The organism is Streptomyces sp. NBC_00224, assembly GCF_041435195.1.
Classification (GTDB): Bacteria; Actinomycetota; Actinomycetes; order Streptomycetales; family Streptomycetaceae; genus Streptomyces.
The window spans coordinates 6263154-6276724 of sequence record NZ_CP108106.1 but is presented as its reverse complement, the minus strand read 5'-3'; the positions used below and the strand labels follow the sequence as shown (position 1 = coordinate 6276724).

3 protein-coding genes are annotated in these 13571 nt (G+C 69.2%); 1 reads left to right on the top strand and 2 read right to left on the bottom strand.

All coding sequences use genetic code 11. The annotated features are described in order from the left end of the window. The first annotated feature begins 232 nt into the window (after positions 1-232). Entirely contained in the window at positions 233-2269 is a 2037-nt protein-coding gene (locus OG965_RS28150) for a M4 family metallopeptidase (protein ID WP_371654845.1), read from the top strand. A 95-nt stretch (positions 2270-2364) separates the two neighbouring features. On the opposite strand, the gene OG965_RS28145 is transcribed toward OG965_RS28150, so the two are convergent. Beyond that, the gene (locus OG965_RS28145) at positions 2365-2724 is read right to left on the bottom strand and encodes a hypothetical protein (RefSeq protein WP_371654844.1); all 360 of its coding nucleotides are present in this window, start codon (positions 2722-2724) and stop codon (positions 2365-2367) included. Then, positions 2721-13292, bottom strand: coding sequence for a LamG-like jellyroll fold domain-containing protein (locus OG965_RS28140; RefSeq protein WP_371654843.1), 10572 nt, complete (start codon positions 13290-13292; stop codon positions 2721-2723). The genes OG965_RS28145 and OG965_RS28140 overlap by 4 nt, the downstream gene beginning before the upstream one ends. Positions 13293-13571: the final 279 nt, after the last annotated feature.

The window sequence follows — 13571 nt, the reverse complement described above, 5'->3', positions numbered from 1 at the left end:
ATCGCGACGCACCCAACTGCTCACTGGACACACGGTGTTGACAAAGGAAACGTCCGCTTAACGAACGGCGTCCTTCGTACAACGAACGATTTCCGGCCAACTTCTTGACGCGCTCCTGACAGCGGTCGGCCACTCCTGGCACTCTCTCCCCGATCCAAGAATCACCGCTCCGCATGCTCCGCCCGGACGGCCCTACCCAGCCGCCGGTACCCCCCTCGCAGAAGGAGTTCGCGTGAGATCCACGCACCGTCGTCGTGCCACCGCCACCGCCGCACTGCTCTCCGCAGCCGCCATGCTCACCGTCGGAGTCCAGGCAGGTAGCGCCAGCGCACGTCCCGACGACTCCGCGTCCGCCAACGCCCTCAAGGCGCAGGCCGTACGCAACCCGGGCGCTCTGCCCGCCAAGCTCTCGCCCTCGCAGCGCGCAGAGCTCATACGCCAGGCCGGCGACAAGACGGCGGAGACCGCCAAGAACCTCGGCCTCGGCGCGCAGGAGAAGCTCGTCGTCCGCGATGTGACCAAGGACCAGAACGGCACCCAGCACACGCGGTACGAGCGCACCTACGCCGGGCTCCCGGTCCTCGGCGGCGACCTCGTCGTCGACACGGCCGCCGGCCGTACCCAGGGCGTCATCAAGGCGAACGGCGCCCAGCTGGCGAACATCGCCACCACGGCCAAGCAGGGCCCGGCCGGCGCGCAGAAGCAGGCTCTCGCGGCCGCCGCCGACAAGGGCGCCAAGAAGGCCAGCGCCGACCGCGCCCCGCGCAAGGTCGTCTGGATGGCCAAGGGCACGCCGACCCTCGCGTACGAGACGGTCGTCGGTGGTCTGCAGGACGACGGCACCCCGAACCAGCTGCACGTCATCACCGACGCGTCGACCGGCGCGAAGCTGTACCAGTGGCAGGGCATCGAGACCGGTGTCGGCAACACCCACTACAGCGGCCAGGTCACCCTCGGCAGCACGCAGTCGGGCTCGAACTACACGCTGACCGACGGCGGCCGCGGCAACCACAAGACGTACAACCTGAACCACGGCTCGTCCGGCACCGGCACGCTGTTCTCCCAGACCAACGACACCTGGGGCGACGGCACCAACTCCAACGCCGCCACCGCGGGCGCCGACGCCGCCTACGGCGCGGGCGAGACCTGGGACTTCTACAAGAACGTCTTCGGCCGCAGCGGCATCAAGGGCGACGGCGTCGGCGCGTACTCCCGCGTCCACTACGGCAACGCGTACGTCAACGCGTTCTGGGACGACGGCTGCTTCTGCATGACGTACGGCGACGGCTCGGGCAACAACGACCCGCTGACCTCGCTGGACGTGGCCGGCCACGAGATGACGCACGGCGTCACCTCCAACACGGCGGGCCTGGAGTACAGCGGCGAGTCCGGCGGCCTCAACGAGGCGACCTCGGACATCTTCGGCACCGCGGTGGAGTTCTACGCCAACAACAGCTCCGACGTCGGCGACTACCTCATCGGCGAGAAGATCGACATCAACGGCGACGGCACCCCGCTGCGCTACATGGACAAGCCGAGCAAGGACGGCGGCTCCAAGGACAGCTGGTACGCCGGCATCGGCAACCTGGACGTCCACTACTCCTCCGGCCCGGCGAACCACTGGTTCTACCTGGCCTCCGAGGGCAGCGGCACCAAGGTCATCAACGGCGTGACCTACAACTCGCCGACCTCCGACGGCCTGCCGGTCACCGGCATCGGCCGCGACAAGGCCCAGCTGGTCTGGTACAAGGCGCTCACCACCAAGTTCAACTCAAGCACCGACTACAAGGGCGCCCGCGACGGCACCATCGCCGCGGCGACCGAGCTCTACGGTGCGGGCAGCGCCGAGGTCAACAACATCACCGACGCGTGGGCGGCCATCGCGGTCGGCGCCCGCCACGGCGGCGGCGACCCGGGCGGCAAGGTCTTCGAGAGCGGCACCAACGTCAACATCCCGGACTCCCCGGGAGCGGCGGTCACCTCGTCGGTCAGCGTCACCGGTGTCACCGGCAACGCGCCCAGCACCCTCAAGGTCGGCGTGAAGATCGTCCACACCTACATCGGTGACCTCCAGATCGACCTGGTGGCGCCCGACGGCTCGGTCTACCCGCTGAAGGCCACGGGCACCGGCGGCTCGACGGACAACATCGACACCACGTACACCGTCAACGCCTCCTCGGAGGTCGCCAACGGCACGTGGAAGCTGAAGGTCCAGGACAAGGCGCGGATCGACACCGGCTACATCGACAACTTCAAGCTCACGTTCTGAACGGTCAGGCGGCTGACTAGAACGTGAAAGGTGCCCGGACCCCCACAAGGGGTCCGGGCACCGCTCGTTTCACCGGGAGGCTCCCGGCCCTGCCGCTAGCTCTCGGCGGCCCGGGCGGCCGCCAGATAGTCCTGGAGCATCGCGTCGAACTCGTCCGCCGCGATGTCGCAGTCCTCGAACTGCCCGTACATGTCGATCAGCCGGACGGTCCCGGCGGAGACCCGCTCGACACTGGCGCTGGCGGTCGACAGGGAGAAACCCGACCCCCAGCGCTCGGTGTCGGCGCGCCAGGCCGCGAGGTACGCCTCCGCGGCCTTGGCCGAGGCGATCCCCATGAGCAGTGTCTCCACCGCCAGCCGGAGGTTCTCGTCTCCGGCCGGCTCCCTGGACGGGACCCAGTCCTCGTCCTCGTCCAGGGCGAACGTCCACACGGCCGGGCGGGCGGACCCGGTCATGACTTGCCCTTCGGGTAGAAGGTCGAGGGCCGGTACATGCCGTCGCCGCCCTTCTCCAGGAAGCCGGTCATCTTCACTCCCCTGTGCTCGCCCTGGACCACCGTGCCGCCCTTCTTGTATCTGCCGGTGCAGAAGAGTTTCGCCCCGGCTTCCATGATGTCATCGGCCGACCAGTCCTCCGGGAAGAAGGTCTGGCCCGCCGAGCCCTGCTTCTCCAGCGTGGTGCCGTCCTCGCGGATGGCCCCGACCTTGCCGTGGCCCTCGCCGTTCGTCCCGCGAACGGTCACCGAGCCGTCGGCGTTGGTGCTCAGCTCACCGTTGATGTAGCGGTTGGCCGGGATGCCGCCGGACTGCTTGGGGTGCATGTGCCACCCCCCGAACGCGCCCTTCTGGTTGATATTGCCGTTCACCACGTGATCCCGGGTCTTCGCGGAGACCGTGGCGTCGACGTTCTTCGGCGTGTTGCAGTTGTGGACGAGCAGCGACTCGTCGCCGACCGTGACGAAGTAGGTGTGCAGTCCGTCGACGGTCAGGTCGTAGGTGACGGTCGTGGTGCTGGAGAAGGCGCGGGCGTTCAGGACCTCGGCGGTGGAGCCGTCGAGGGTCTGGATCCGCTGGCCCGGGTGCAGGTCCTTCGCCCGCGTCCACGTCTTGGCGGTCGTCTCGTAGATCTGGTGCAGCGCCGTGGTGTGGAGCGGCTTGGGGCCCTCCTTGGTGGCGACGGTCAGGTCCACGAAGTCCCGGTCGTGCTTGGTCACATGGACCTTGGTGACCTTGTGGACCTCCTTCTTGTCCTTGCCCGGCTCGGCGGTCAGGACGAAGTCGCCGACCTTGACCTGGCTGATGGGCCGGGCCGCACCGCTCGCGAGCACGACCGAGGTCTGACCGCTGAAGCTGTGGCAGCCGCCGCGCACCTTGCCGCCCACGGCGCCGAAGATGCCGCCGAGCGCCGCTCCGGTGGCGGTCGCCTTCACGGCGCCGCTGACGCTGCAGCCGTCCTCGCTGCCCGCGCAGGTGGCCCCGTAGTAGGAGCCGCTCTCGGCCGCTCCGGCCGCCATGCCCGAAGCCGCGCCCCTGGCCACCGCGCCCATCGCGCTGCCCGCCAGGGCCCGGCCGACCGCCGCGCCCGCGCCCATGCCGATCAGCCCGGTGCCCGCGCCGATCGCGGCGGCTCCGAGGAAGCCGCCCAGGGTGTGGGGACCGTCGCTCATCGCGTAGCCGACCGCGTTGGCCAGCGCCCCGGCCGCCGCGGCGCACGCCACCGCGCCGACGCCGGCGGTGAGTGCCGTACAGGCGACCGCACCGGCGATTCCCACCACCATCGGGACGATGGTCGAGGCGTGTTGCTTCACATAGTTGGCTGCGGCCTTGGCGGCCTTCTTGACCGCTCTGCCGACCTTCTTGGCCGCCTTGACCACCTTGTGGGCGACGTGCTTGACCGCCTTGGCGACCCGCTTCACCGCGTGCTTGACGGCCTTGGCGACCTTGTGGACGTAGTGCTTGACGCGCTTGTAGGTCCGCTTGACGTATCTCTTGACCTTTTTGACGGCGTCATGCACGTAGTGCACGGCCTTGCGGACCGCGTGCTTGACCCGCTTGACCGCCTTCTTGACCGCGTGCTTGATCTTCTTCGCGGCCTTCTTGACGGCCTTGGCGACGTGCTTGACGGCCTTCTTGGCCTTGTGCCACGCCGACTTGGCGACGTGCTTGACCTTCTTCTTGAACTTCTTCCAGGCGCCGCCGAAGCTCCAGTGACCGGTGGGGTCGGTCATGGTCATCGGGTTGTCGTCGCCGTAGGCGAACTTGTTGCCGCTGACCGAGGCCCCGGCGTCCGACACGTCCGCGGTGTCGCGGCTGTTGAACTGGCCGGTCTGCGGCGAGTACCAGCGAGCCGCCATGTTGACCTTGGCGGTCTCCGGGTCGGTCCAGCCCGACTGGTAGCCCAGCCGGCCCAGCATGGTGCTGGTCTGGCCGACCTTGCCGAACGGCGAGTAGGTGGTCGAGCCGCTGAGCGCCTCGCCGCCCGCCGTGAACTGCGCGATGACGTCGTCGTGCAGGTCGGTCATCGCCAGCGCGGACCGCGACGCGTCCTTCACACCGACCAGCGAACCGTCGGGGTTGCGGCTGTAGGTGGCCGAGCCGTCGCTCGCGACGTCGTTGCCGGTGCCGCTGTAGGCGAACTGGAACACCGGGACCATGCCCGGGTCGTTGGCGCTGAGCACCCGGTCCAGGCCGTCGTAGGTGTAGGTGCGGTCCCCCTCGTTGATCACCCGGTTGAAGGCGTCGGACTTGACCGCGGTCTGCTTGCCCTGCTCGTCGGTGAGCGTGTTCATCGTGCCGCGGGCGGTGTACGTGTACGAGCTGTGCCCGTCGGAGGTGAGCTCGTTGCGGGCGTCGTAGGTGTAGGTGTCGCCGCCCACGCGCGTCCGGTTGCCGGAGGCGTCGTACCCGTAGCTCTCGGTCGTCGTCCCGTTGTTCCAGGACGACAGGCGGTTCGCCCAGTCGTAGGTGTACGTGTTGGCGGACGCGCCCGCGACCCCGGTCGTCGTCTTCGACGTCTCGTTGCCGTTCTCGTCGTACCCGTAGCCCACCGAGGCCAGCGTCCTGCCGGTCGGCGAGGTGAGGGTGTCCGACTTGAGCTGCTGGAGGGCGTCGTAGCCGAAGGCGCGCTTGGCCTTGCCGGTGCCGTAGTCGATCGACTTGAGGTTGCTGTTGACGTCGTAGCCGTAGGTCAGCGTGGCGCCGGTGGAGCCGTCGTTGACCGTGGACAGACGTCCGTCGTTGTCGTAGCCGTAGCTGGACGTGCCCGAGGCGTCCGTCCGCGAGGTCATCCCGCCGTCGCCGTCGTACGCGAAGGACGAGGTGCCCGACGGCCCGCTGGTCGACAGCAGCTGACCTCGGTCGTCGTAGCCGAAGGTGTCCTTTCCGGTGTCGGAGTCGGTGCCGGTCACCGAGGTGATCCGGTCGTCCGAGTCATAGGTGTAGGTGTGGTCGGCCGTCGCGGCCTCGGCGCCGGTGCCGTGCTGCTTGGTGAGGCGGCCCTTGACGTCGTACTCGTTGGTGACGGTCACCCCGCCGGGCGAGCGCTGCTCGCGCGCGTTGCCGTTGGCGTCGTACACCAGGGTGAAGGTGCGGTCCGCCGCGTTCGGGTAGGCCGGGGTGGACGGCTCGACCTGCGACTCCTCAAGGCCCCACGTGTTGTACGTGGTCAGGAACGCGTTGCCCCGCCCGTCGGTGGAGCGGGTCCGGTGGCCGCCGACGTCGTACCCGTAGGTCGTGGTGATCGACTCGGTCGCGGAGACCGGCTGCACGGCCTTGGTGATCAGGCCCGTCGGGTCCACCGTGAAGGCGGTGGTGTGCCCGCGGAAGTCGGTCGTGGAGACCGCGTTGCCCATCCGGTCGTACGCCGCGCTGCTGGTGCGCAGCACCGCGCCGGTCGCGTCCAGGTCGCTGACCGAGGACAGCTCGCCGTACCCGTTGTAGGTGTTCTTGGTGCTGGTGCCGTCCGGGTCGGTGGAGGTGAGGAGCTCACCGTCCATGTCGTAGGTGAACCGCGTGGTGTTGTTGGCCCCGTCCGTGGTGGACGTGACCTCGCCGAGCGCGTTGTAGCCGTACGACTCGCTGACCCCGGCCGGGCTCACCCGGCGGGAGAGCTGCTGCCCCGGCGCGTCGTAGTAGTTGATCGCCGTGAACGCGCGCGGGGTCGGCTGGCGCACCACGTCCGTGCTGGTGACCTCGCGGCCCAGGTAGTCGAAGGTCGACTCCTGGCGGGCGCCGTTCGGGCGGGTCGCGGAGAGCTGGTCGCCGTTGGTGTCGTAGGTGTACCTGGTGGTGTCGCCGCCCGGCTCCTTCACCGAGGCCAGGTCGCCCAGCTGGGTGTAGGTGTACTCGGTGCGGTTGCCCAGCGCGTCGGTCTCCGCGGAGACCTGGCCGAGGTGGTTGTACTCGTTCCAGGACACCGCCTTGATCGGCGTCGAGGCACCCGGCGCGGTGTAGTCGGGAAGCGTCGTGGACGCCTCCTGGCCCTCGCCGTCGTAGGCGGTGACCGTGACGTTGCCGAGCGGGTCGGAGGACTCGGTCTCCTCGCCGTACGTGTTGTAGCCGGTGAGCGAGACCGGGCGGACGGAGGACGGGGTGCCGCCGTTCTGCTCGGCGTTGACGGCCGGCTCGGTGACGCTGGTCTGCTGGCCCGACTCGTCGTAGCCGTAGTCGGTGGTCGCGCCGTTGGCGTCGGTCACCGACAGGGGCATGCCGCGCTGGTCCAGCTTCCAGCTGGTGGCGCGCACCGAACTGCCCGCCGCGGGCAGGGTCTTGCCGTAGACGCCGGAGATCTGCGACGCGGTGAGCGCCTCGCCGTAGACCTGGACGTCCGCGAGGGAGCCCTTGTGGTACTCGCCCTGTGTGCCGCCCGACAGACGCCGGCCGATCTGGAGCGGGCCGGTGGCCTCCCAGGAGCCGCTGTACGGGGTGGTCGCCTTCAGTGCGCCGTTGACGTAGAGGCGGATCTCGCCCGCCGCCGCGTCGTAGACACCCGTCAGATGCGTCCAGGTGTTGGCCGTCACCGCGGCCGTGCCGGAGGTGGCACGGGCCAGCGTCGGGGCCGCCACGTCGCCGGAGGTCCGGTTGAACGACCAGCCGTACGCCGTCGAGTAGTACAGCTGGAAGCCGTGGTCGGCGGTGCCGTCCTGGGAGACGAACGTGTGGTTGGCGGTGGTGTCGGCCAGCTTCACCCAGGTCGAGACGGTGAAGCCGCCGTTGGTGTTGACGGCAGGGCCGCTGCCCTGGCCGTACGCGTTGGTGGTGCCGTCGAAGACCGCGCTGCCGCCCTGCTCGGTGGAGCGGGTGACGCCGGTGCCGAAGGTGACCTTGTTGTTGCCGCCGGAGGAGTCCGCCGCGTTGGTGCCGCTGGTCTCGTTGAGCTTCCAGCGGCCCACCGGCGCGGTGGTGCCGTCGTGGACGGTGGAGCCGGTGACGTTGCCGAGCGCGTCGTAGCGCGTGTCGGTGGTGCTGGTGTCACCGGTGGGGTCGAGGTCCGTCTCCGACACGACGTTGTCGTCCGGGTCGTATGAGACCTTGCTGGTGCGGGCGAGCCCGCCCGGGTCCATCGTCGTCGACGTCGTACGGTCGGCCGCGTCCACCGTGAACGAGGTGGTCGTGGTGCCGTCGTTGGTCACCTGCTTGGTCAGGTTCCCGGCCGCGTCGTAGGTGTTGGCCTGCTCGGTGAACGACTTGTTGTTCTGCGGGTCCCTGCGCACCACGGACGCGGACAGGCCGTCGTCGGTGTACGTGTACTCGGTGGCCCAGCCCATCGCGTCGGTGATCGACGCGAGCCGGCCCGCCGGGTCGTACGCCCGCGACTCCTGCACCAGCTTGGTGGGAGCGGAGGGGCTGTTCGGGTCGCCGGTGTAGTTGAGCAGACTGGTGGTGAGCGGACGGCCCTCGGCGTCGAAGGTGTACTCGTTGACGTTCCCGACCGGGTCCGTCTCCTTGACCTTGTTGCCGTAGACGTCGTACGCGAACGCGGTGACGTCGCCGCCCGGGTCCGTCCGGGTCGCGACCCGGTTGTAGGCGTCGTACGTCATCGAGGTGACCCGGGCGGTGTCGCCGCCGGTGGTGTCCGCGACCGTCTGGGACTGGACGTTGCCGTCCGGGTCGAAGACGGTCGTCGACTTCGCCTGGTGGACGGCGCCGGTGACCCGGTTGGTGACCTTGGGGCTGATCTCCGAGACGACCTGGTCGTCCTTGTCGTACGCCAGCGTGGTCGTCAGACCCGCCGGATAGGAGTCGGAGACCTCCGTCTTGGTGATCTGGCGGCCCAGGTTGTCGTACGTGTACTTCCCCGAGGCGCCGTTGGCGTCGGTGATCTGCGCCAGGTCGCCGTTCTTGAAGTAGGTGTACTTGGTGCTGCGGCCACCGGGCGTGCGCACCTCGGCGACGAGTCCGGCCGGGGCGTAGTTGGTGCCGCCCTCGGCCGCGACGGTGGTCGCGGTGGTGTACACCGTGGAGCCCGTACGGCCCGCGGGCGAGCCCGGCACCGGCGGGGTGGTCACCGAAGTGACGTTTCCGCCCGTGTCATAGGTGTAGCTGGTGAGGTACGTGTTGTCGGTGGGGCCCGAGGAACGGCCGTCGCGCTCGGTGAGCACCAGGTCGTTGCGCGGGTCCATCGCCGGGAACAGCGTGGTCGCGTCCGGGTAGAACGTGTAGTACTCGGTGGCACAGGTGTTGGCGGCCGTGTTCTGGCAGGTGGTCGTGGAGACCGTGTTGCCGCGCACGTCGTGGCCGGTCACCGAGCGGTTCCCGTTGGCGTCCGTGACGGTGTGCAGGAAGCCGGAGGTGTCGTACCCGTACGTCGTCCGGTTGCCCGCGGTGTCGTACGCGGCGAGCAGCCGGTTGCCCAGCTCCGCGTCGTACACGTAGGTCAGCGTCTTGTCGGTCGGGTCGGTCAGCTTGACCGTGCGGACCGGGGCGGTGCCCGAGGACGCCTTGGCGGCCGAGTAGTGGCGGCCGACCTCGTCCGCGGTCAGCGGCTGCGCGTAGAAGCCGACTTCGGCGATGGAGCCGTCGAAGTAGCTGACGTCGGAGGGCGAGCTGATCCAGCCCTTGGTGAAGCCCGCGCCGATGAAGGTGCGGGTGGTCGTCTGGTCACCGGCGGCGCCGGTGTAGTCGGCCTGCTTCTCGCCGTCCAGGTAGAGCGTCTGGGTGGTGCCGGAGGCGGAGAGGACCGCGTGGTGCCAGGTGTTGTCGGTGACCGCCGTCTTGGAGCCGAAGTCGGTCGTGCCGCTGCCGGTGGCGCTCCACCAGTGGCCGCGCAGCTTGCCGTCCGCGCCCACGTACATCAGCGGCGAGTAGGCCGCGCCCGCGCCCGCCGGGTCATTGGGGACCCGGGCCTGGTCGGCGGCGATCACACCGGGCTTCGCGGTGCGGAACCACAGCTCGATCGCCCGGTTGCCGGAGCGGTGCAGCGGGGCGTACGGCAGCTCGGCGAAGGAGGTCGCGCCGTCGAAGTCGACCGCCGTCGCGTCGTCGGGACCGAACGGACCCTCGGCGCCCTGGGTGACCGTGTTGTACGTGCCGAAGCCGGTGTGCACCTCGTTGGCGGCCTGCGGCGCGCCCTGGACGTCACCGAGGCGCCAGTACCCGGAGGGCGCGTCGCCCATCACGGCCGAGCGGTAGACCTGCGAGGAGCCGGTCACGGTGGCCGGGTTGAGCTTCCAGGTGCCGCCGTCGCCGTCGACGGCCTGGGTGACCATGTCGTCGGCGGTGGAGTAGGTGACGGCGCTCTGGCTCTTGCCGTTCGGCGTGGTGATCTTGTTGAGCAGTCCGGCGGGCCGGGTCGCCGCCTGGTACTGGGCGGTGATGACGTCCTGGCTCAGCGGCTCGGAGTAGATCGCCGCCTCGGCGAGCTGGCCGCTGAAGTGGCCGAGCGGGTCGGCCGCGTTCATGTTCGGCCAGCCGTCGGTGTTCACCCCGGCGCCGAGGGTGAGGTAGGGCTGCGCCCAGTCGTTGATGGTGCCGGCCTTGGTGCCCTGGGCGACGCCGTCGAGGTAGAGCGACATGGTGGTGGCGGCGCCGGTGAGGACTGCCTGGTGCCACTTGTTGTCGTTGACGGCGGCGGCGGAGACGATCGTCGTGTTGCAGCCGGGCGACGAGGCGAAGCAGCCGTGCAGCTTGCCGTCGGTACCGACGTAGACCGCCGGGGTGTTGTGGGTCGTGGTGCCCACCGGGTCGGGGTCGCTCAGCGGCTTGTCGCCGTAGTAGAAGAGGACACCGCCCGCCTGGGAGGTCTTGAACCAGAGCGAGACCGTCGCGTACGAGGGGGTCGCGCCCGGGGCGCTGGGTATCTCCACGTAGCTGCTGGTGCCGTTGAACGTGGCGGCCGGCTGGGTGGACCCGGCGAGCACGCCGGTGCCACCGGTGGTCACGTTGTGGTAGATGCCGTTGTACTTGCCCTGGTTGAGGTCGACCGCGTCCTTGGCGACGCCGTCACCGGCCGCCTCGCCGAGCCGCCAGTACGCGAACGGGTCCTCGTCGAGGACCGTGGTGCGGTAGTGGTTGCCGGTGGCGTACCCGTAGGTGATGCACTTGGACCAGTCGGCGGGCGGGCAGACCTTGGTGAGCTGGTCACCGGTGTAGCTGTACTGCCAGGTCTGCGCGGTGGCCGAGTCGCCCGCCGTCGACGGGTCGGTGGCGACCGTGTTGACGTGCGCGGCGGTGGCGCCCGCGGGGGTCTGCCAGCTGAGGGTCAGCGAACGGTTGGACGTGGTGTTCGTGATCTTGGTCAGCTGGTTGTTGGTGTAGAGGAACGTTTCCCCACGGTTCGCGAAGTCCGTGATGGTCTTGATCGCGTAGACCCCGACCCTGGCCGTGGTCTGGGTGAAGCTGTAGGTGGTGAAGTCCTTGTCGACCAGCGTGTAGCCGCCGGTGACCGCCTGGAAGCGGGCGTACCGGCCCAGCGGCGGGACGAAGGTGCCGTCGCTGTTGCGGCCGAAGGCGACCTGCTCACCGCCGGGGTAGGTGATGACCACGCTGGTGACCGCGCCGGAGCCGTCCTTGACCTCGGCGGCCTTCATGTCCGCGATGGTCGCCCAGCCCGCGCCGAACGCGCTGTCCTGGCGCGGGTCGAGGCTGTTGTAGGAGCGCTCGATGGAGAGCGAGGGCCCGGTGACCTCGACGTCCGCGTCGGTGTCGTCGGTGGTGTAGTTGCCGTCGCTCGGGTCGAACTCGTGGCCGTCGGTGTTCTGGCTGAGCCCCGAGGTCACCGGCGGCTGCGGCACGGCGGTGGTGAACCGGCTGTCGTACGACACCGAGTTGGTGCCGTCGCTGACGGTGGCGAACCAGAGGTAGTTCTTGCTCCACTTCAGCTTGCCGGCCGGGATCGCCCAGGCGCCCTGGGTGAGGGTGCCGGAGCTGACCACCGGGGTCTGGCTGGTGGAGTCCGCGTCGAAGACGTCGAAGGAGTACGACAGGGCGCTCGGGCCGTGGTCGGCGTCGGTCGCGTAGACCGTGAGCTCCGGGCGGAGCGTGTTGGCCTGGTGGTTCTCCGGCGGGTACTGGGCGTTGACCTGCGGGGCCACATTGGCCGTGTAGGTGAGGTCGAGCGCCGGGCGGAAGCCCGCGGTGGTGGAGTTGTCCGAGTGGAACTTCTTCCAGTGCAGCATGTCACTGGTGATCGCGGTCATCGCGAGGCCGTAGTTGGCACCGCCGCCCGCGACCGTGTTGAACCAGCCGGTGTTGAGCGGGACGGGCATCTTCACGCCGACGCTCGTGGAGCTGGAGGAGTTGGTGCAGGACGCGCCGGGCGCCGGCGTCGCCGAGCCGATCGCCGAGCCGTAGGTCGGGCCGGGGTAGCTGGTGACCGTGGAGGGCGTCCAGGCCTTGGTGACCGGGTGGACGTTGAACGGCTCGGCGGTGCAGGTCGAGGACCAGACCGCGTAGACGTTCAGGGTCGCCGCGGTGACCTTCTGGCCGGCCAGTGTGGTGCCGAGCGAGGAGAACTGGAGGAACGAGTTCGCCTTGTTGGTACCGGAGTCGTACGACCCCACCTTGATCATGTTCTCGGTGGAGTGGTCCCCGCCGATGGTGTTCTGGGTGTACGTCGAGTTGCTGGCCGTCACCGTCGGGTCGACGGTGACCGGGAAGACCCGCTTCGGGTCGTCCAGCCAGGCCCGGTCGGCGGTCATCCGCAGCGCGGGGGCGCCGTCCAGGGTGGTGAGCTCATAGGTGACCGCGCGGGACTGGGCGGCGTCGCCCGAGCGCGGGTCGATCTTCGAGTCCTCCATGAAGGCGTGCGGGACGGTCGCGGTCACCTTGCCGTCGGCGTCGGTGAACACCACGTCGCCGTTGGCCGCGATCCTCGGGGTGAGCCCCTTCGCCTTCAGCGGGAAGAGCCAGGTGTTGGGCGCCGCCTTGGAGCGCAGGACGATGCGCTCCTTGAAGCCCTCGGTCAGCGGCGACAGCTTGAGGTCGGTGTCCTTGAGAACGTTGTCGTACGTGGCGGTGGAGTCGCCGTCGACCACCGGCTCGCTCTTGGCGGCGCCGTGCAGCCCGTACGACAGCGCGCGCCCGGAACCGAAGTCGACCGAGGCGAGGTCGGGGGTGACCGCGTCGGGGGCGAAGGCGACGCCGAGCGAGTTGGCGTTCTCGACCAGCCGGCCGCCCTTCTCCTCGCGCAGCTTGGTGTCGATCTGCTTCCAGCTGCCGTCGGCGCCCTTGAAGTTGGAGCGGCCGGTGTAGTGGCGCACCGTCGTGGAGCCGTCGGCGTTGGTGTAGAAGTCCGAGGTCGCCGTCGACTTCTTGGCGTCGCGCCGGCTGGTGCGGGCGTCGAAGCTCTTGGCGCTCCCGGCCGCCTTGCCGGTCTTCACCGGCTCGGTCTTGTCCTGCGGCCGCTCGTACGCGCCGAGTTCGCCCTTGCCCTTGCCGGGCCGGTGGCCGTTGCCGCCCTTGGCCCGGGTCTGCTTGGCGGCGGCGGTGTGGCTCTTGCCGCGGGCGGTGCCGCTTCGCTGGTCCGGGGTGTCGAGCGGGGACTTGTTGGCCCACTCCCACATACCCGACAGGGACCACTTGGGCATGGACAGACGGGGCAGCGTGGCCCCGGTGGCTTCCGCTGTCTCCGTCGTCAGCATGAAGGAGAAAGCCAGCAGGACCAGGAGGGCGATCCTCCTGGCCCTGCGGTGTCCGGTTCTACCGGGTGGAAACAGAAGACGGGACGTTCGGGCCCATCGAGCGCGCATTGAGACAGCCTTTACTTACGCGAGGCTTACAGAAGACAAAGCCCAGCGATCGTGCCCCACGCGTTTCCGGAGGTTGCTTCCACCCCATGATCCTTTGACATTCCTTTGCCATGTTCA

Excerpts from the sequence above, each read along its gene's own strand:
- OG965_RS28145 (WP_371654844.1), bottom strand. The coding sequence starts at position 2,724 with ATGACCGGGTCCGCCCGCCCGGCCGTGTGGACGTTCGCCCTGGACGAG.
- OG965_RS28140 (WP_371654843.1), bottom strand. The coding sequence starts at position 13,292 with ATGCCCAAGTGGTCCCTGTCGGGTATGTGGGAGTGGGCCAACAAGTCC.